At 72.5% G+C, this 17,932-nt stretch carries 19 protein-coding genes; 10 read left to right on the top strand and 9 right to left on the bottom strand.

Annotation, left to right across the window (positions count from 1 at the left end; all coding sequences use genetic code 11):
* Positions 1-14 precede the first annotated feature (14 nt).
* Entirely contained in the window at positions 15-896 is an 882-nt protein-coding gene (locus ACZ4TR_RS15135; RefSeq protein WP_465287602.1) for an AAA family ATPase, read from the top strand.
* Positions 893-2,260: a vWA domain-containing protein gene (locus ACZ4TR_RS15130; RefSeq protein WP_465287601.1), complete on the top strand. Its 1,368-nt coding sequence runs from the start codon at positions 893-895 to the stop codon at positions 2,258-2,260. The genes ACZ4TR_RS15135 and ACZ4TR_RS15130 overlap by 4 nt, the downstream gene beginning before the upstream one ends.
* Here the strand turns inward: ACZ4TR_RS15130 and add are convergent.
* Positions 2,238-3,215, bottom strand: a complete 978-nt coding sequence (gene add, locus ACZ4TR_RS15125) for an adenosine deaminase (protein ID WP_465287600.1) — start codon at positions 3,213-3,215, stop codon at positions 2,238-2,240. The two genes, ACZ4TR_RS15130 and add, sit on opposite strands and share 23 nt — an antisense overlap.
* 172 nt (positions 3,216-3,387) lie before the next feature.
* Between add and ACZ4TR_RS15120 the strand changes: the two genes are divergently transcribed.
* On the top strand, positions 3,388-3,606 hold the full coding sequence (locus ACZ4TR_RS15120; protein ID WP_465287599.1) for an antitoxin: 219 nt from the start codon (positions 3,388-3,390) through the stop codon (positions 3,604-3,606).
* Between the two features lies 1 nt (position 3,607).
* On the opposite strand, the gene recQ is transcribed toward ACZ4TR_RS15120, so the two are convergent.
* Positions 3,608-5,443 (bottom strand): DNA helicase RecQ, encoded by a 1,836-nt coding sequence (recQ, locus tag ACZ4TR_RS15115; RefSeq protein ID WP_465287598.1) that lies wholly within the window; start codon positions 5,441-5,443, stop codon positions 3,608-3,610.
* Between the two features lie 87 nt (positions 5,444-5,530).
* Here recQ and ACZ4TR_RS15110 point away from each other — a divergent pair, with 87 nt between their 5' ends.
* A complete protein-coding gene (locus ACZ4TR_RS15110; protein ID WP_465287597.1) occupies positions 5,531-5,971 on the top strand; it encodes a DUF6314 family protein in 441 nt (146 codons plus the stop codon).
* Here the strand turns inward: ACZ4TR_RS15110 and ACZ4TR_RS15105 are convergent.
* Together ACZ4TR_RS15105 and ACZ4TR_RS15100 are read right to left on the bottom strand one after the other, a co-directional pair.
* Positions 5,952-6,839 carry an SDR family oxidoreductase gene (locus ACZ4TR_RS15105; protein ID WP_465287596.1) on the bottom strand — a complete coding sequence of 296 codons (888 nt, stop codon included), beginning with the start codon at positions 6,837-6,839 and terminating at the stop codon, positions 5,952-5,954. The two genes, ACZ4TR_RS15110 and ACZ4TR_RS15105, sit on opposite strands and share 20 nt — an antisense overlap.
* 29 nt (positions 6,840-6,868) lie before the next feature.
* A complete protein-coding gene (locus ACZ4TR_RS15100; protein ID WP_465287595.1) occupies positions 6,869-7,609 on the bottom strand; it encodes an SDR family oxidoreductase in 741 nt (246 codons plus the stop codon).
* A gap of 248 nt (positions 7,610-7,857) precedes the next feature.
* On the opposite strand from ACZ4TR_RS15100, the gene ACZ4TR_RS15095 reads away from it, so the two are divergent.
* The 3 genes from ACZ4TR_RS15095 to ACZ4TR_RS15085 all read left to right on the top strand — a co-directional run bounded on the left by ACZ4TR_RS15095 (position 7,858) and on the right by ACZ4TR_RS15085 (position 9,724).
* Positions 7,858-8,562 (top strand): hypothetical protein, encoded by a 705-nt coding sequence (locus tag ACZ4TR_RS15095; protein ID WP_465287594.1) that lies wholly within the window; start codon positions 7,858-7,860, stop codon positions 8,560-8,562.
* 2 nt (positions 8,563-8,564) lie between these two features.
* Entirely contained in the window at positions 8,565-9,143 is a 579-nt protein-coding gene (locus ACZ4TR_RS15090) for a hypothetical protein (RefSeq protein WP_465287593.1), read from the top strand.
* 71 nt (positions 9,144-9,214) lie between these two features.
* Positions 9,215-9,724, top strand: a complete 510-nt coding sequence (locus tag ACZ4TR_RS15085) for a mycothiol transferase (protein WP_465287592.1) — start codon at positions 9,215-9,217, stop codon at positions 9,722-9,724.
* Here the strand turns inward: ACZ4TR_RS15085 and soxR are convergent.
* Positions 9,721-10,200: a redox-sensitive transcriptional activator SoxR gene (gene soxR / locus ACZ4TR_RS15080; protein WP_465287591.1), complete on the bottom strand. Its 480-nt coding sequence runs from the start codon at positions 10,198-10,200 to the stop codon at positions 9,721-9,723. The genes ACZ4TR_RS15085 and soxR overlap by 4 nt on opposite strands.
* Before the next feature lie 98 nt (positions 10,201-10,298).
* Between soxR and ACZ4TR_RS15075 the strand changes: the two genes are divergently transcribed.
* Positions 10,299-10,892 (top strand): NADPH-dependent FMN reductase, encoded by a 594-nt coding sequence (locus ACZ4TR_RS15075; RefSeq protein WP_465287590.1) that lies wholly within the window; start codon positions 10,299-10,301, stop codon positions 10,890-10,892.
* 70 nt (positions 10,893-10,962) lie between these two features.
* Here the strand turns inward: ACZ4TR_RS15075 and ACZ4TR_RS15070 are convergent, their stop codons facing one another.
* The 3 genes from ACZ4TR_RS15070 to ACZ4TR_RS15060 all read right to left on the bottom strand — a co-directional run bounded on the left by ACZ4TR_RS15070 (position 10,963) and on the right by ACZ4TR_RS15060 (position 13,561).
* Positions 10,963-11,448: a hypothetical protein gene (locus ACZ4TR_RS15070; protein ID WP_465287589.1), complete on the bottom strand. Its 486-nt coding sequence runs from the start codon at positions 11,446-11,448 to the stop codon at positions 10,963-10,965.
* Positions 11,445-12,806 (bottom strand): ATP-binding protein, encoded by a 1,362-nt coding sequence (locus tag ACZ4TR_RS15065; RefSeq protein WP_465288112.1) that lies wholly within the window; start codon positions 12,804-12,806, stop codon positions 11,445-11,447. The genes ACZ4TR_RS15070 and ACZ4TR_RS15065 overlap by 4 nt, the downstream gene beginning before the upstream one ends.
* A gap of 65 nt (positions 12,807-12,871) precedes the next feature.
* Positions 12,872-13,561, bottom strand: a complete 690-nt coding sequence (locus ACZ4TR_RS15060; RefSeq protein WP_465287588.1) for a response regulator — start codon at positions 13,559-13,561, stop codon at positions 12,872-12,874.
* 110 nt (positions 13,562-13,671) lie between these two features.
* Between ACZ4TR_RS15060 and ACZ4TR_RS15055 the strand changes: the two genes are divergently transcribed.
* Together ACZ4TR_RS15055 and ACZ4TR_RS15050 are read left to right on the top strand one after the other, a co-directional pair.
* Positions 13,672-14,577, top strand: a complete 906-nt coding sequence (locus ACZ4TR_RS15055) for a phosphatase PAP2 family protein (RefSeq protein ID WP_465287587.1) — start codon at positions 13,672-13,674, stop codon at positions 14,575-14,577.
* A 310-nt stretch (positions 14,578-14,887) separates the two neighbouring features.
* The gene (locus ACZ4TR_RS15050; protein ID WP_465287586.1) at positions 14,888-16,264 is read left to right on the top strand and encodes a pyridoxal phosphate-dependent decarboxylase family protein; all 1,377 of its coding nucleotides are present in this window, start codon (positions 14,888-14,890) and stop codon (positions 16,262-16,264) included.
* Here the strand turns inward: ACZ4TR_RS15050 and ACZ4TR_RS15045 are convergent.
* A complete protein-coding gene (locus tag ACZ4TR_RS15045) occupies positions 16,261-17,931 on the bottom strand; it encodes a thiamine pyrophosphate-dependent enzyme (protein WP_465287585.1) in 1,671 nt (556 codons plus the stop codon). The two genes, ACZ4TR_RS15050 and ACZ4TR_RS15045, sit on opposite strands and share 4 nt — an antisense overlap.
* Position 17,932: the final 1 nt, after the last annotated feature.

Here is a 17,932-nt window from a genome sequence, read left to right as displayed (position 1 = left end):
TTAGGAGGCACGTGGTGGGCACGGGATTCTTCACCTCCGTCGACGACGTGTCGGCGAAGCTGGCCGAGGTCGGCTACCTGGCCTCGACGGCCGTGGCGACCACGGTGTTCCTCGCCGACCGGCTCGGCAAGCCCTTGCTGGTCGAGGGCCCCGCGGGTGTCGGCAAGACGGAGCTGGCCAAGGCCGTCGCCCAGGTCAGCGGCTCACGCCTGGTGCGCCTGCAGTGCTACGAGGGCATCGACGAGGCCCGCGCGCTGTACGAGTGGAACCACGCGAAGCAGCTGCTGCGGATCACCGCCGGCCGCGACGAGACGTGGGAAGACGCCCGCACCGACATCTTCGGCGAGGAGTTCCTGCTGCGCCGCCCGCTGCTCACGGCCATCTCCTCGGACGAGCCGACCGTGCTGCTCATCGACGAGACCGACAAGGCCGACATGGAGGTCGAGGGCCTGCTGCTCGAGGTCCTCGGCGACTTCCAGGTGACCGTGCCGGAGCTGGGCACGATCACCGCGACGCGCGCGCCGTTCGCCGTCCTGACCTCCAACGCGACGCGTGAGCTCTCCGAGGCCCTGCGCCGCCGGTGCCTGTTCCTGCACATCGACTTCCCGGACGAGGACCTCGAGCGCGACATCGTCCGGCTCAAGGTCCCGGGCATCGACGCCGCCCTCGCGGATTCCGTCGTCCGGGTGATCGCCGCCCTGCGCGCGATGGACCTGCGCAAGCTGCCGTCGGTCGCCGAGACCATCGACTGGGCACGCACGCTGCTCGCGCTCGGCGCGTCGACGCTGGACGAGCAGGTCGTGCGGGAAAGCCTCGGCGTCGTCCTCAAGCACCAGGACGACATCGCCAAGGCCGGCGCCGGCCTGAAGCTCGAACAGGTCCTGGACGCGTCGTGACCGGCGGCGTGCCGGAGCGGCTCGCCTCGTTCGTCAAGGCACTGCGGGCCCAGGGCATCCCGGCCGGTCCCGCCGAGACGGTCGACGCCGCGGCCGCGCTGGAAGTGCTCGGCATGGACGACCGCTCGCTGGTCCGCGAAGGCCTGGCCGCCGCACTGGTCCGGCGCGGTGGGCAGCGCGCGGTCTTCGACGCCGCGTTCGACCTGTACTTCCCAGCGGGGATCGGAACGCCCGAACGCGCCCGCGAAGACCAGCCGTCGACGCTCGAAGAGCTGCGTGACGAGCTGGCCGCCGCGCTCGCGGATGGCGACCGGCAGGCGCTGGCCCAGCTTGCGGGGCTCGCGGTGGACATGCTCGGCCAGTACGGCTCGGCGTCCGGCCCGGGCGGCGGGTTCTCGGCCCACCAGACGCTGGAGCGGCTCCAGCCGCAGACACTGATCGCGCGGGTGCTGGCCGCGGTGCGGGGTGGCGGCGCGCGCGGCGAGTTCACCGACCGGCTCGACCGCGACGAGATCCGCCGCCGCGTCGAAGGGTTCCGCGGGCAGGTCCGCACCGAGGCACGCCGGCGCGCGGCCGAGGTGCGGGGCCGCGAGCGGGTGGCCAAGCACGCCATCGCGCCCGCGGCCGACCGCGTCGACTTCCTCATCGCCAGCCGCACCCAGCTCGCCGAACTCCGGCGGACGATCCAGCCGTTGTCCCGCAAGCTCGCGACGCGCCTCGCCGCCCGCCGCAAGCGCACCACACGCGGGCAGATCGACCTGCGCCGCACACTGCGGCGGTCGCTGTCCACGGGCGGCGTGCCGGTGCGCCCGGCCTACCGCCACCGGCGGCCCGGCCGGCCCGAGATCGTGCTGCTGTGCGACCTCTCCGGCTCGGTGGCGGGCTTCGCGAACTTCACCATGCTGCTGGTGCAGGCCCTGCGCGACCAGTTCAGCAAGATCCGCGTGTTCGCGTTCGTCGACAGCGCGGACGAGGTCACCCACCTGGTCACCGGCGGCGCCGCCGACCCCGAGCACCTCGGCGCGCGCATGCTGTCGGAAGCGGCGCTGGTGCGCTGGGACGGCCACAGCGACTACGGCGGCTCGCTGCGCCAGTTCACGGCGAACTGGCTCGAGGCGGTCGGCCCGCGGACGTCGGTGCTGATCCTCGGCGACGCCCGCACCAACGGCGGCGACCCGAACCTCGACGCCGTCCGCGAGATCAAGGCCCGCGCCCGGCACGTCTACTGGCTGAACCCGGAGCGGCGCTCGCTGTGGTCGACCGGCGACTCGGCGGCGCTGGAGTACGCCGAGGTCGTCGAGATGCACGAGTGCCGCACGGTGCACCAGCTCGGCACGCTGGTCACCCGCCTGCTGCCGGTGTGAGCCACGCGTCGATGCCGCGCAGCATCGCGTCCTTCGTCGCTTCGGGCGCGAAGGACGCGATGACGCTTGCCCGCGCGAAGTCCGCCATCACCGCGTCGTCGTAGCCGAAGGCATCCCGGACGCGGGCGTACTCCGCCGCCAGGTTCGCGCCGGTGACCGACGGGACGTCGGTGTTGAGCGTGACCCTCAGCCCCGCGTCGAGGAGCCGGGGGAGCGGGTGCCCGGGGAGCGACGGCACCAGTCCGAGCGTCACGTTCGACGACGGGCAGACCTCCAGCGCGAGCCCCCGGTCGCGGACCTCGGCGACCAGCCCGGGGTCGTCGAGGACGCGGATGCCGTGGCCCAGCCGTTCGGTGCGCCCGATGTCCAGGGCCTCGCGGATGCTGTCCGGGCCGGCATCCTCGCCGGTGTGGTGCAGCAGGTGGATGCCGGCCGCGCGGGCCTTCTCGAAGATCGTCGCGAAGGGACGCAGGGAGTGGTTTTCCTCGCCGGCCATGCCGATCGCGAAGACCTCGTCGTACCGCACCGCGAGGTCGAGGGTGCGCTCGGCGCGGTCGACGGAACGGCGTCGTGAATGGTCCAGCAGCAGCCGCCACTCGAGCCGGCTGCTGCTCGCATTCAGTCCTTTCAGGACGGATTCGAGCGGCATTTCCAGGTCGTCCAAGCGTTCCCCGTGCGACGCCGCGGTGAACGTGACTTCGGCGTAGCGCGTGCCCTGGGCGGCCTCGTCTTCGCAGTACTCGCGGGCGACGCGCTCGAAGTCCTCGGGACGCCGGAGGCAGGCCCGGACGAGCGCGTTGTAGTCGGCGAAGGCCCGGAAGCCGTCGAACACCGGGGGCTCGGCCGGCACGTCGACACCGTGGGCCTCGCCCAGTTCGCGCAGCGTGCCCGGCCGGATGGTGCTCTCCAGGTGGACGTGCAGATGGGCCTTCGGCAGGGTGGCGAGGTCGCGCATGTTCGCGAGCCTAGGGATGTTCGGTGCGGGTCCGCTTCGCATTTTTGAGACGGTGACGGTCCGTCACGCCGTGCTCGGAGGTTTGGCCGTCGTCACACGGGGAACCTTCGGGTGGTTCGTCCGCGTTGTCAGGATGACCGAAACCCGATGAGGGAGGACCACCGTGCCGTTGATGCGCAGACTGACCATGTTGGCCGGGGCCGCGGGCGCGGCTCGCGCCTACGCCAAGAAGAACCCCGAAAAGGTGAACCAGTACGTCGGCAAGGCCGCGAAGTTCGTCGACGACCGGACCAAGGGCAAGTACCACGACCGGATCGCCGGCGCGGTCCGCAAGTTCAACTCCGTGACCGGGCCGGACGGCCGGCCGGGACCGGGGCCGGCCGCCCGCTAGGTCACTCGGCGGTCAGCACCTCGAGGACACCCTCGCCGTACTTGGCGAGCTTGTTCTCGCCGACGCCGCTGACCGTGCCCAGGTCGGCCAGTGAAGCCGGCCGTTGCGTGGCGATCTGGCGCAGTGTCGCGTCGTGGAAGATGACGTACGCGGGCACGCCCTGCTCCTTCGCGACGCCGGCCCGCCAGGCACGCAGGCGCTCGAACAGCGGGGCCGCCTCCGCGGGCATGTCCGCCGCGGGGGCGGCCTTCCGCGTGCCGCGGACCTTCGCGGCCGCCGTGCGCTCGGGTTCGCGGCGCAGCATCACCTGGCGGTCACCGCCCAGCACTTCGGCGCTGGCCTCGGTGAGCACCAGCGAGCCGTAGTCGCCTTCGACCGCGAGCAGGCCCTGGGCCAGCAGCTGCCGCACCACCGCGCGCCACTCCGGCTCGCGCAGCTCGGTGCCGATGCCGAACGTCTTGAGCGTGTCGTGCTGGAACTGCGTGACCTTCGGCGTGGACTTGCCGAGCAGGATGTCGATCACCTGGCCGGCGCCGAACTTCTGGCGCCGCTCGTTGCGCAGCCGCACGATCGTCGACAGCAGCTTCTGCGCCGGGATGGTGCCGTCGAACTTCTCCGGCGGGCTCAGGCACGTGTCGCAGTTGCCGCAGGGCTCGCCCTTCTGCCCGAAGTAGTTGAGGATCTGCACGCGGCGGCATTCCACCGTCTCGCACAGCGCGAGCATCGCGTTCAGGTGCGCGCCCAGCCGGCGCCGGTGCGCGTCGTCGCCCTCGGACGTGTCGATCATCTTGCGCTGCTGTACGACGTCCTGCAGCCCGTATGCGAGCCAGGCGGTGGACGGCAGGCCGTCACGCCCCGCGCGGCCGGTCTCCTGGTAGTAGCCCTCGACGGACTTCGGCAGGTCGAGGTGCGCGACGAACCGGACGTCCGGTTTGTCGATGCCCATGCCGAACGCGATGGTCGCGACCACGATCAGCCCGTCCTCGCGCAGGAACCGCGACTGGTGCTTCGCGCGGGTGCGCGCGTCGAGCCCCGCGTGGTACGGCACCGCCGGAATTCCGTTCTGCACCAGGAATTCCGCGGTCTTCTCGACCGAGTTCCGGGACAGGCAGTAGACGATCCCCGCGTCGCCCCGGTGCTCGGTGCGCAGCAGCTCCAGCAGCTGCCGCTGCGGCGAGTTCTTGCCGACGATCCGGTACTGGATGTTCGGCCGGTCGAAGCTCGCGACGAAGTGGCGGGCCTCGTCGAGGTTCAGCCGGGCCGCGATCTCCTTGTGCGTGGCCTCGGTCGCGGTGGCGGTGAGCGCGATCCGCGGCACGTCCGGCCAGCGCTCGTGCAGCGCGGAGAGCTGGAGGTAGTCGGGCCGGAAGTCGTGGCCCCACTGGGCGACGCAGTGCGCCTCGTCGATCGCGAACAGCGAGATCTTGCCGCGGTCGAGCAGCCGCACGGTGGATTCCACCGAAAGCCGTTCCGGCGCCAGGTAGAGCAGGTCGAGCTCGCCGGACAGGAACGCCGACTCGACCTCCTGGCGGGCCGCGTAGTCCTGCGTGGAGTTGAGGAAACCGGCGCGGACCCCGGCGTTGCGCAGCGCGTCGACCTGGTCCTGCATCAGCGCGATGAGCGGCGAGACGACCACGCCGACGCCGGGTCGCACCAGCGCGGGGATCTGGTAGCACAACGACTTCCCGCCACCGGTGGGCATCAGCACGAGCGCGTCGCCACCGGCGATCACGTGCTCGACGATCGCCGCCTGGTCGCCGCGGAAGCTGTCGTAGCCGAACACGCGCTGGAGGGTCTCCAGCGCTTCGGACACCGTTGCCGTCTCGGGGGCTGCCACGCGGCCGAGTCTAGAGCCGGGGTCCGACAACTTCCGGCCGCCCTCTCCGGCGCGGCGCTCCGGCGGCCGGATGACACACTGGTCGCGATGGACGAGCACTTCCCGGTTCCCGACCTGGCCGCGCATTTCGCCGGCGGGTGGCGGCTCGACCGCGAAATCCTCACCGCCGGCGGTGAGCCGGCGGGTGACGTGACCGGTACGGCCACCTTCACCGAGGAGGACGGCGTCCTCGTCTACCGCGAAGCCGGCGAGATGCGGCTCGGCGCGTACACCGGCCCGGTGACCCGCACGCTGCACTACCGGCCCACCGCGCCGGGCCGCGCCGACGTGCACTTCGACCACGGCGGGTTCTTCCACGCGCTCGACCTGCGCACCGGGCACTGGGAAACGGACCACCCCTGCCGCGCCGACCTGTACCGCGGGAGCTACCGCGTGCTCGACGCGGGCCGCTGGCGGCAGGAGTGGGCGGTCCGCGGCCCGGCGAAGGACCACCTGATCGTCACGCGGTTCAGCCGGCCGACGGGCTGAGCAGGTCGCCCAGGTCGATCCGGCGCAGGAACTCGCTCCGGATCCGGTCGCCGACCTCCGCGACCAGCCACCCGCCGTCGTCGGCGGGATCGATGTGGACGCGGAACGGCCGCTCGCCCTTGGGCAGGCCGACCACGCGCGCCAGCTCTTCGGCGACCTTCGCGACGTCCGCGCCGGACGGGGTGATTTCGGCCAGCTTCCGCCCGACGTGCTCGCTCAGGCCGGCGTAGCGCTCTTCGTAGGCGGCTTCGACGGCCCGGTCGGCCGGATGCCCGGCGTGGGGGAAGTGGTTGGTCCCGGAGGTGAACGCGCCGGGCACGACGATCGTGGTGTCGATGCCGAACCGGGCCACTTCGGCGGCGTAGGAGACGGCGAGGCTGTCCATCGCCGCCTTCGCCGCGAAGTACGGCGCGAGGTAGGGCGGCGTGCCGCCGCGGACGCTGCTGCTCGACACCCACACCAGCAGCCCGTCGCGTTGCGCGCGCAGATGGGGCAGGGCGGCGCGGTTGACGCGCTGGGTGCCGATCGCGTTCGTGTCGTACAACTCGGCGAGCTGCCCGGGCGTGAACGCCTCGGCCGGGCCGAGCGCCATGTGCCCGGCGTTGTGCACGACGACGTCCAGTCGGCCCTGGTCGGCGACGATCCGCTCGATGGCGGCGTCCGCCGACTCCTGGCTGAAGACGTCGAGCTCGACGGTGCGCAGGTCCGCGCCGTGCTCACGGGCGAACGCGGCGGCCGCGTCGACCTGGGGCGCGTCGCGGCCGCCGGTGTCGCGCATGCCCGCGTAGACGGTGTGCCCGGCCCGGGCCAGGGCCCGGGCGGAGAGGGCGCCGATCCCGCTGGAGGCGCCGGTGACGACGATGATCATGGTTCGCTCCTTGGTGGTCGGAGGGGTGCTCAGACGATGCCGCCGTTGGCGCGCAGCACCTGGCCGTTGACCCAGCGGGCCGGTCCGGCGAGGAACGCGACGACCTCGGCGATGTCCTCGGGCTTGCCGAGCCGCTCGAGCGGCGGCTGCTGGGCCATCCGCTGGATGGTCGCCTCGTCCTTGCCGTCGAGGAACAGCGCGGTCGCGGTCGGCCCGGGGGCGACGGTGTTGACGGTGATGTCGCGGCCGCGCAGCTCGCGCGCCAGGATCATGGTGATCGCCTCGACCGCGCCCTTGGTCGCGTTGTAGATGCCGTAGCCGGGCAGGTTCAGCCCGAGCACCGACGTCGAGGTGGTGATCACCGCGCCGCCGTCGCGCACCCGCTTCGCGGCCTGCTGGGCCACCGCGAACGTGCCGCGGATGTTGGTGCGGTGCACGCGGTCGAGGACCTCGAAGTCGGTGTCGGCGATCGGCGTCGGCGCGTTCATGACGCCGGCGAGGTGGGCGACGACGTCTACGCCGCCGAACGTGGTCTCCGCGGTGTCGAACAGCTCCGCGACCGCGGCCGGGTCGCCCACGTCGGCGCGGACGGCGATCGCCCGGCCGCCCCGCTCGGTGATGGCGTCGACGACGGCCTGGGCCTCCTGCTCGTTGCCGGCGTAGTTGACGACGACCGCCATGCCGTCGGCGGCCAGGCGCTCGGCGACCTGGCGGCCGATGCCGCGGGAGCCGCCGGTGACGATCGCGACGCGGGGTTCGGTGGTGTTCATGGTTCCTTCTTCCGGTCAGGGCGGTGGTGGTAGCACCGCTTACGTCGTTCTGTTACCGATGATAGCACCTCGATGGTAACAGCGCTAGTCATCCGGTGTTATCGTCGTTACATCCGCTGTGGTCGTCGGCATCCGGCCGTATCCGCGCCGCCGGTCGGCCGAATCGCGGGCGAAGGCAGTTTTCGGGCACCGGTGCGCGGGAACTCCGGACGCGTCGGGGGCGACATCCGTGAAGGAGTGTTTTGGCAATGCCCACATGGCTGATCGTCGTGATCGTCGTCGTGGCCGTCGCGGTGCTCGGCGCCGTGATTTGGCTTGTGACGCAAGAGATGCAGCGAAAGCGCCTGCAGCAGCGGTTCGGCCCGGAGTACGACCGGACGGTCGAGGAGAGCGACAACCCGCGTGCCGCGCAACGAGAACTCGCCGAGCGCGAGCGCCGGCACAAGGAACTCGACATCCGCCCGCTGTCGGCGTCGGCGCGTGAACGCTACGCCCGCGAATGGGCGCAGGTGCAGGAAAAGTTCGTCGACGAGCCGACCACCGCGGTCGCCGACGCGGACCGGCTCCTCGTGGCGCTGATGGGCGAACGCGGCTACCCCACCGAGGGGTACGAGCAGCAGCTGTCCGATCTTTCCGTGCGGCACGCCAAGACGCTCGAGCACTACCGCGCCGCGCACACCACGCAGCAGAAGAGCGACGGAGCGTCCACTGAGGACCTTCGCGACGCGATGGTCCGCTACCGCACCGTCTTCGAGGACCTGCTGACCGACGGCGCGGACGACGACCACCACGACCGTCGCAACGGGCACGACCGCAACGGGCACGACCGTGACCGCGCCGACCGCGGCGAGACCGAAGCCCGCGACGGTGACGGGCGCGAGGTCCACGAGACCGGACAGCACGAACGCCAGGCGTCCGCACAGCCGCGGACCGAGTGGAACGGAGGACGCTGACCATGACCGAGCACCTGACCCGGCACAGCGCCGAACACGACGACGACTTCACCGGGCGTGAGGACGTCCGCCAGCCGGACGGCACCGGAGTCCCCGGCGCGGAGAGCGCCGACTTCCGGGAACCCGCCGCCGGGGAGAGCTACGACGACGAGAGCCGCACCGACGAGAGCCGCACCGACGGGGGCGACCACAGCCTGAGCACCGCCGACCTGGCTTCGGCGTCCGCCCAGCCCGCCGGCTCCCGTACGGACACGGACACCGGCACCGAGGCGGACCGGGACACCAGGCCCGCGGAATCGGGCGGTGACATCGAGGCCCCGCCGCTGATCGACGAGGAGAAGATCACCGGCTTCCGGGACCGCTGGCAGAACGTGCAGACCGGCTTCGTCGACGACCCGAAGCAGGCGGTGCACCAGGCCGACGAGCTGGTCGCGGCCGTGATCAGCGCCCTCGCCACCACGTTCGCCGAGCACAAGAGCGAGCTCGAAGGCCAGTGGCGGCAGGGTGAACCGGCCACCGAGGAACTGCGGATCGCGCTGCGCCGCTACCGCTCGTTCTTCGACCAGCTGCTGCCGCGCTAGCCGGATCCGTTTGCCGGCGGGCATGATCGGGTAGCACGCCGGTGAACGGGTTCAGCAACGGGAGGCAGTCGATGAACGTGGCCGATCTGCTGGTCGACGGGTTCGGCCGGGTCCGGGAGAACGTGCACGCGGCGGTGGAAGGGCTCACCGCCGAGCAGCTCCGGACCCGGCTGGACGACGGGGGCAACTCGATCGCCTGGCTGGTGTGGCACCTGACCCGGGTCCAGGACGACCACGTCGCCGACGTGGCCGGGACCGAGCAGGTGTGGACCGGCCAGGACTGGCTTTCGCGGTTCGGTCTCCCGTTCCCGGCGGGCGACACCGGCTACGGGCACCGCCCGGCCGACGTCGAAGCGGTCCGGGTCGACGAGCCCGACCTGCTCACCGGGTACTACGACGCCGTCCACGAGCAGACGGTCCGGTTCCTCGGGGGTCTGGACGGGCAGGCGCTCGACCGGATCGTCGACGAGGCCTGGGACCCGCCGGTGACCCTGGGTGTGCGGCTCGTCAGCGTCCTCGACGACGACATCCAGCACGCCGGCCAGGCGATGTTCGTCCGCGGTGTGCTGGAGCGCCGCTAGTCTTCGTAGCCCTCGCCGCGGTGGTCGGCCAGCCGCCGCGGCCCGGGTCCGTCGACGCCGAGCCGATCGCCCGGATTGGCGAGCCGGCACTTGGCCAGGGACATGCAGCCGCAGCCGATGCAGTCGGTGAGCTGGTCGCGCAGCTGTTCCATCTGCCGGATCCGTGCGTTCAGGTCCTCCTGCCAGCACTGCGAGATCCTCGCCCAGTCGGCCCGCGTCGGCGTGCGGTCGTCGGGCAGCAGGGCGAGCACCTCCCGGATCGCCGACAGCGGCATCCCGACCCGCTGGGACATCCGGATGAAGGTCACCCGCCGCAGCGCGTCCCGGCAGTAGCGGCGCTGGTTGCCCGCGGTGCGGCGGCTCCGGATGAGGCCTTCGTCTTCGTAGAACCGCAGGGCCGACGCGGGAACCCCGCTGCGCCGGGAGAGTTCGCCGACGGTGAGGTCGGGCAGCGTCCGGGCTGGGGCGTTCACCATGCTTTCCAGCCAACCACAGCCGCGCACTTGACTTCAAGCGAGCTTGAGGTTCGATCCTGGGCCGGACGGCAACAACGCCGCTGTGCCAAGGAGGATCTGTGTCCGAAGCTCCCGTGCGGGTCGCGGTGATCGTGGGAAGTGTCCGGGAAGGACGGTTCGGGCCGGTGGTGGCGGACTGGCTGGCCGGCGTCGCGGGCGACCACGGCGGGTTCGAGGCCGACGTCGTCGACCTCGCCGAGACCGGCCTCCCGATGGTGCTGCCGGCGTTCGGCGCGGTGCCGACCGCGTCGGTCGTGGCCGAGGTCGCGAAGGTGCAGCCGCGGCTCGAAGCGGCCGACGCGTTCGTCGTGGTCACCCCGGAGTACAACCACAGTTATCCGGCGTCGCTGAAGAACGCGATCGACTGGCACCGCACGGAGTGGACGGCCAAGCCCGTCGCCTTCGTCTCCTACGGCGGGATGTCGGGCGGCCTGCGCGCGGTCGAGCACCTGAGGGCGGTCTTCGCCGAGCTCCACGCCGTGACGATCCGCGAGACGGTCAGCTTCCACGGCGCCCACGCCCGCTTCGGCGCGGACGGGCAGCCGACGGACGAGGCCGCGGCGGTCGCGGCGAAGGCGATGCTCGACCAGCTGAGCTGGTGGGCCCGGTCGCTGGCGGAGGCCCGAACGGCCCGGCCGTATCCCGGAGCTTGACCGGGCCGACGCCTGGTCCGAGGTGGCTGATCTTTCCGGGGTGGCGCGCAGTCCACAGTAGACAGGCCGGTCAGAACGCCTGGCACGCCTGGTACGGCAGCCGGACGTCCGTCCCGGAGAGCGAAATGACGCCGTCGGTCGAGTAGCCGCCCTGCGCCGCCAGCGCCGCGAACGCGGTGCAGACCAGCTGGTTGATCCCGGCGCCGCTGATCGGCTTCAGCGGGAACGGGACCGTGATCGCCGGCGGCGATCCGGGGGACAGGACGATCGGTCCGGACCGGCGCGGGAGGTCCGTGACGTAGCCGTCGTCCGTCTCGTCGGTGGTCGGCCCGGCCAGCAGCAGCGAAAGGGCGTTCTCGACGCCCACGGTGCCGGTCGACCGCGACACCGGGGCCACCCGCCCGCCGATGACGAAGTAGAGGATCACGTCGGCGCCGCGCCCGCTGACGCCCGGGCTCCGCAGCGTCGGCGCCGGCCCGGCCGGGACGACGCCCGTCGGTTTGATGCCGCATGCGCTCACCACCAGCAGCACCACCAGGACCAGGAGCTTCTTCACCGCGCCTCCCCGGAGCCGGCCGCCCGGGGCAGGCGCAGCTCGAAGCGAGCGCCCGTGCCGGTGTTGGCCGCGACGATGTCGCCGCCGTGCAACCGCGCGTTCTCGCGTGCGATGGACAGGCCGAGCCCGCTGCCCTCCGACCGCGCCCGGGCCGTGTCCGCCTTGGCGAAGCGGTCGAAGACCCGGGGCAGCACCTCGTCGGCGATGCCCGGCCCGTGGTCGGTGACGGTCAGCACGACGTCGCCGACCTCCGCCCGCAGCACCACCTCGACCGGGGGCGCGCCGTGCCGCAGCGCGTTGCCGACGAGGTTCGCCACGACGATGTCCAGCCGCCGCCGGTCGAGCGCGGCCGTGATCCCGGCCGGCAGGTCGGCGACCAGATCGGCGTTTTCGGAACCGATCTCCCAGCCGCGCGCGGCGAGGCTGTCGGTGACGGCGGCGGCGACGTCCAGCGCCTCCCGCCGCAGCTCGGCCCGGCCGGCGTCGAACCGCGAGATCTCGATCAGGTCCTGCACCAGCCGGGTCAGCCGCTTCGTCTCCGCCGACACCAGCCGCGCGGCGACCGCGGTGTCCGCCGGCAGCTGGCCGGCGTCCTCGTCGAGGACGTCGGTGACGGCGTTCATCGCCGCCAGCGGCGTCCGCAGCTCGTGGGAGACGTCGGCGACGAACCGCCGCGCGTCGGCCTCCATCGCGCGCAGCGTGCCGACCGTGCGCTCCAGCTCCGCCGCGGTGTGGTTGAACGTCGTGACGAGCTGCGCGAGCTCGTCTGCGCCCTTGACGCGCAGCCGCACGTCGAGCCGGCCCCGGCCGAGCTGGTCGGCCGCGGTGTTGAGCGCGCGGACCGGCCGCAGCACCTGCCGCGCGGCCAGCAAGGCCACCCCCACCGCGAACGGCAGCGCGAGCGCGGAGACCAGCCAGGCCTGGCGGGCCAGTTCGTCGATCGCGGCCTGCTGCTGGTCCAGCGACGTGCCCGCATAGACCTCGAGGCCGGTCGTCGTGCCCGAGCCGGTCTGCACCGGGATCCCCACGTAAAACTGCGGGAACCCGTGGGCGTCGACCCGCTGGAACTGCGTGTACGTGCTGGTCGCCACGGCCTGGCGCAGGTCGGCGGGCACCTGGTCCGGTGGCATGCCCGAAGACGAGTACATGTCGTGGTAGACGACGAGGGCGCCGCTGGGCTTGAGCGCGGAGGCGAACGCGTCGAGCGTGGCCTGGGACGGCGGCAGCGACACGGTCGGCAGGTAAGCGACGATCTGGTCGCGCAGCTTGAGCATCGTCTGGTCCTGGATGCCCTTGAGGATGGCGTTGCGCGCGGAGACGTAGCTCGCGCCGGCCGCGGCGGTGGCGCCGAGGATCATGATGACCGCGAAGGCGGCGACCAGCCGGGGCCTCAGCCCGGCGAGCCAAGAGCGGACCTGCCGGATCACGACCGGCCGAACCGGTAGCCGAACCCCCGGACCGTCTGCACGTGCTCGGGCTTCGCCGGCACGTCTTCGATCTTCGCGCGCAGCCGCTGCACGCACGCGTCGACGAGGCGCGAGTCGCCGAGGTAGTCGTGGTCCCAGACGGCGGAGAGGATCTGCTGACGGCTGAACACCTGACCGGGCGTGCGCGAGAGCTCCAGCAACAGCTTCAGCTCGGTCGGGGTCAGCGAAACCGGGACGCCGCGCTTGGTCACCTCGAGCGCGGCGCGGTCGATGACCAGGTCGCCGTGGCGTTCCTCGGGCTGCGGTGGTTCGTCCGGCCGCTCCGCGACGGCCCGGCGCAGCACGGCCCGGATCCGCGCGTCCAGCACCCGGGGTTCGACCGGTTTGGCGACGTAGTCGTCCGCGCCCGCTTCGAGCCCGGCCACGACGTCGAAGTCGTCGCTGCGCGCGGTGAGCATGATGATCGGGATCGGTCCCGACGCGCGCATCCGGCGGCACGTCTCGAAGCCGTCCATGCCGGGCAGCATGAGGTCGAGCACCACGATGTCGGGGTGCTGGTGCACGAGCACCTCGATGCCGAGCTCACCCGACTCCGCGGTGTGCACCACGTGTCCCTGCCGGCGCAGGGCCAGTTGCAGTCCTTCCCGTACCGCCGCGTCGTCCTCTACCACCAGTACCTCGGCCACGGCGCCATTATTCGGAAAAGCGCACGTCGTGGCGACCCGGGCGGATCTTGTAGCAAAACCATGACATCGCCCTGACGGGATCTCGAAATGCCGCAGCCAGACTCGGAGACATGGCAGTGATCATCTCCGAGGTACGCCCCGCCACCCCGCCGGCCGGCCGCCACGCGCTCGTGACCCGGGCCGTGTCCCGCACCGCCGTGCTCGCGGCGAGCGCGGCCGGGTTCGCCCTCGCCTTCGTCGCGGCCTACCTGCTCTTCGTCCGCACTGAAGCCGGGCGCGGCGTCGAGAACGGCGTCGTCCGCAGCGCCCAGTCCGCGGGGACGACGGTGGAGTGGGCGAACCCGCTGCGCGACAGCGACTTGGTGGTCGTGCTCGGCGGCGTCGCGGTGCTGCTGGTGGTGATCGCCCTGGCGCGGCGCCGGTTCGCGCTCGGCGTGACGGCCCTGCTGATGCTCGCCGCGCCGCTGATGGTGGCGCAGCTGCTCAAGCTGTACGTCCTGGACCGCCCGAGCACGGGCGACCGGTTCGGCGTCGCGAGCCACAACAGCTTTCCCAGCGGGCACGTCAGCGCGGCGATGGCCGTGCTGGTGGCGCTCGCGATCGTCCTGCCGCGCCGCTTCCGCCCGCAGGCCCTGGTGGCCGGCGGGATCGGCGTCGCCTGGGTCTCGGCCGCGGCCGTGGCGCTGGGCTGGCACCGGTTGAGCGACACCGTCGGCGGCTGTCTCCTGGTCGCCGCGGTCACCTGCGCCGGGGCGGCGGTGGTGTCCGCCCGCCGCCCCGACGGTGACCGGGTGCCGCCGCTGCCGGTGCTCTGCGGCCTGCTGGTGCCGGTCGCGCTGGTACTGGCGGGCTACCTGGTCCTCGGGACGGCGACGTCGGGTGCGGCCCAGTTCGTCGCCGCGATGGTGCTCGCGGCGTTGTCGGCGATGGCGGTGGTGCTGCTGTTGCTGGCACCGTTGCGGCGGGTGGCGTTCGATCCGGCGGAGGCCCGGGTCCGGCGGCTTCGACGCCGCTGACCGGCCCCGGCTCGGGGTCATCCGGGCGGTCGGCCGGGAGCTTGAACGGTCGGCTGGTGCACCCGGACAGTCGGTCGGCGTGCCCGGACGGTCGGCTGGCGTGCCTGGACAGTCGGTTCGTGTGCCTGGAGGGTCGGTTCGCGTGCTTGGGACGGCATCTTGCGTGTCTGGGCGGGCATCACTCGTGATTGGAGGGGCATCACACGTGATTTGAGGGGCGACTCGCGTGTGGGTCGACACGGTGGTCGGCGGGCCAGTTTCGGGGGATTGGACCGCGACAGCGCCGGTCGTGGGGCCTAGCGTCGGTGGGGTGCATCCGAGGCTTGCCGAAGACCTGAAGTCCCTGACCGAACTGCTGGACGCCGCGCGGAAAGTCGCCGGTGAAGCCCTGGCCGGGCTGGCCGAACGGCCCGCCGCCGTTCCGCCCGGCGAGCCGGCCCGGGCGCCGCTGCCGCTCGGAGGTATCGGGGGCCGGGGCGCGCTGGAGGAGTTCACGCAGCGCTGGGAAGCCGGCTTCGCGGGCAGCGCCGGGCCCCGGTACCTCGGGTTCGTCACCGGGGGTGCCACCCCGGCTTCGCTGGCCGGGGACTGGCTCACCGCCACCTACGACCAGAATCCCGCCGGCGGCATGGACTCCTCGGCCCAGGACCTGGAGCGCGAGACCGTCGGCTGGCTGGCCGAGCTGTTCGGGCTCGGCGCGGAGTTCTCCGGCGCGTTCGTCACCGGCGCCACGATGTCCACGGTCACCGGCCTCGCCATCGCCCGCGAATGGCTCGGCGAGCGCGCCGGGGTGGCGGTGTCCGACGACGGCGCCGCCGCGCTCGGCCCGGTCACCGTGCTGTCCGGCTCGCCGCACTCGAGCATCCTGAAGGCGTTGTCGTTCCTCGGGATGGGCCGGTCGGCGCTGCGGAAGGTGCCGGTGCTGCCGGGACGCGAAGCCGTCGATGTCGCCAAGCTGGCCGAGGCGCTCGAAGCGCTCGACGGGCCGGCCGTCGTCGTCGCGAACGCGGGCACCGTGAACACCGTCGACTTCGACGACCTGCTTGCGATCGCCGCGCTCAAGCAGCGGTACGACTTCTGGCTGCACGTCGACGCCGCGTTCGGCGGGTTCGCCGCCCTCTCGCCGGAGCACGCGGCGCTGACCGCGGGCCTCGACCAGGCCGACTCGGTGGTGATCGACCTGCACAAGTGGCTCAACGTGCCCTACGACTCCGCCGTCCAGTTCACCCGCCACCGCGACCTGCAGCTGCGCGTCTTCAGCAACAACGCGGCCTACCTGGGCGAGATCGGCGAAATCCCGGACTTCCTGCACCTCACGCCGGAGAACTCCCGGCGGCTGCGCGCCCTCCCGGCCTGGTTCTCGCTCGTGGCCTACGGCCGGGACGGGCACCGCGAGATCGTCGAGCGCTGCGTGTCGCTCGCCCGGAACCTCGGCGCGCGGCTCGACGGCTCGCCCCGCTGGCGGCTGCTCGCGCCGGTGCGGCTCAACGTCGTGTGCTTCGCCCCGGCCGCCGAGCGTGACATCGATGCTCTCGTGCGTGCGATCGCCGAGGACGGGGCGACGTTCCTGACCCCGACGGTGTACGAAGGCCGCCCGGCGCTGCGCGCGGCCTTCAGCAACTGGCAGACGACCGCGGCCGACGTCGACCGCGTGTTCGCCGCGCTCGAGCGCGTGGCCGCCGGCTAGCTGCGGTCCGACCTCGGCATCAGGTACTTCCACGGCGAGGCGCCCGCACCCAGCTCGCACGGCACGTGCACGAGCGCCGGCCGCCCCGCGGCGAACGCCTTGTCCAGCGCGCCGCGCAGGTCGTCCGGGGTGCGCGCGGTCAGGCCGAGCGCGCCGAACGTCTCGGCGAGCCGGGCGAAGTCCGGGTTCCGCAGCCGCCCGCCCAGCGCCCGGCCCTCGAACAGCCGCTCCTGGTCGAGGTGGACGTTGCCGTAGTAGCCGTTGTCGAACACGACCGCCACCACGTTGAGCCCGTACTGGACGGCCGTGGCCAGCTCCTGCGCGGCGAACATGAAGCCGCCGTCCCCGGCCACCGAAACCACCGGGCGGCCGGGGAAGGCCGCCTGCACGCCGAGCGCCGTCGGGTAGCCGAACCCGAGCGTGCCCTGGTGGCCGCACGTGACGAAGGTGCGAGGCGAGTAGACCTCGAACCCGAAGTAGGACGCGAAGCCCACCTGGCAGATCTCTTCGACGAAGAAGCCGTCGCGGGGCAGCACGTCCCGGATCGCCCGCAGGTACTCCAGCTCGGGGCCGACGTCGGTGAACCGCTCGGCCACGGTTGCCTTCAGGGCCACGAACTCCGCTGTCCGGTCCGTCCTCTGTGGACCGGCCGCTTCGGTGAGGGCCGCGGTGGAGCCGGCCGCGTCGGCGACGATCGCGACGTCCGCTTCGAGCCGGGTCGCCTGCCTCGGGTCGATGTCGAGCAGGATCGTCTTCAGGCCCGCGGGCTTGTCCGGCCAGCGGAACCACGACAGCTCCATCCGCGACCCGATGCCGACCACCACGTCGGTCTCCGCCCACCGCTCGAAACCGGAGACGCAGGTGAAGCCGAGCGGGTGGTCGTCGCCGACGATGCCGCGTCCGCCGCGGAACGGCACCACCGGCGCCTGCAGCCGCTCGGCCAGCGCCCGGATCTCGGTGGCCGCGTGCCGGGCCCCGCCGCCCACCATGATCATCGGGTTCTTCGCGCCCGCGAGGAGGTCCGCGGCTCGCTCCACCGCGACCGGGTCGACGGCCGGGCGGGGCAGCGGCAGGGGGCCGGCCACCTCGGCGGGCGCGCGCAGGCCCAGCACGTCCCAGGGCACCGCCAGGGAAACCGGCCTCGGCCGCCCGCCCGCGGCTTCGCGGAAGGCGGTCGCCAGCGCGTCCGGGACGTCGGCCGGGTGCTCGACCAGCGCCGACCACTTGGTGAGGGTGCGCAGGGTGGCGAGCTGGTCGGGCATCTCGTGCAGGTGCCCGAGCCCGCGGCCGAGGTACGCGCGCGGGATTTCGCTGGTCAGGCACAGCACCGGCGCACTGGCCCCGTGGGCCGAGAGCATCGCGGCCGAGGCGTTGAGGACCCCGGGGCCGGGCACCACGGTGTAGACGCCGGTGCGGCCGGTCGCCTGGGCGTACCCGAACGCCATGTAGGCCGCGGTCTGCTCGTGCCGGGCGCCGATCACCCGGATGTGGTCGCGCGCGCGGGCCAGGCTGTCGAACAGGTCGTAGGTCTGCACGCCGGGCAGGCCGAAGACGGTGTCGACACCGTGGGCCCGCAGCCCGTCGACGATCAGGTCGGCCGCGGTGGGGGCGGGCGGGGGAATCGGCATCGGCACGGCCTCCTGGGCGTCGTCCGTCGGCAGGACCATA

The organism is Amycolatopsis sp. NPDC028719, from assembly GCF_055565395.1.
Note: the sequence above shows the minus strand (reverse complement) of the source record. Positions and strands in the feature narration are given on the sequence as shown.

Bases quoted from the DNA above. Each gene is read 5' to 3' on its own strand.
- add (WP_465287600.1), bottom strand. From the start codon at position 3,215: ATGCGCGACCTCGCCACCCTGCCGAAGGCCCATCTGCACGTCCACCTG.
- ACZ4TR_RS15120 (WP_465287599.1), top strand. From the start codon at position 3,388: ATGCGCAGACTGACCATGTTGGCCGGGGCCGCGGGCGCGGCTCGCGCC.
- ACZ4TR_RS15110 (WP_465287597.1), top strand. From the start codon at position 5,531: ATGGACGAGCACTTCCCGGTTCCCGACCTGGCCGCGCATTTCGCCGGC.
- ACZ4TR_RS15105 (WP_465287596.1), bottom strand. From the start codon at position 6,839: ATGATCATCGTCGTCACCGGCGCCTCCAGCGGGATCGGCGCCCTCTCC.
- ACZ4TR_RS15100 (WP_465287595.1), bottom strand. From the start codon at position 7,609: ATGAACACCACCGAACCCCGCGTCGCGATCGTCACCGGCGGCTCCCGC.
- ACZ4TR_RS15095 (WP_465287594.1), top strand. From the start codon at position 7,858: ATGCCCACATGGCTGATCGTCGTGATCGTCGTCGTGGCCGTCGCGGTG.
- ACZ4TR_RS15090 (WP_465287593.1), top strand. From the start codon at position 8,565: ATGACCGAGCACCTGACCCGGCACAGCGCCGAACACGACGACGACTTC.
- ACZ4TR_RS15085 (WP_465287592.1), top strand. From the start codon at position 9,215: ATGAACGTGGCCGATCTGCTGGTCGACGGGTTCGGCCGGGTCCGGGAG.
- soxR (WP_465287591.1), bottom strand. From the start codon at position 10,200: ATGGTGAACGCCCCAGCCCGGACGCTGCCCGACCTCACCGTCGGCGAA.
- ACZ4TR_RS15065 (WP_465288112.1), bottom strand. From the start codon at position 12,806: ATGATCCTCGGCGCCACCGCCGCGGCCGGCGCGAGCTACGTCTCCGCG.
- ACZ4TR_RS15055 (WP_465287587.1), top strand. From the start codon at position 13,672: ATGGCAGTGATCATCTCCGAGGTACGCCCCGCCACCCCGCCGGCCGGC.
- ACZ4TR_RS15045 (WP_465287585.1), bottom strand. From the start codon at position 17,931: ATGGTCCTGCCGACGGACGACGCCCAGGAGGCCGTGCCGATGCCGATT.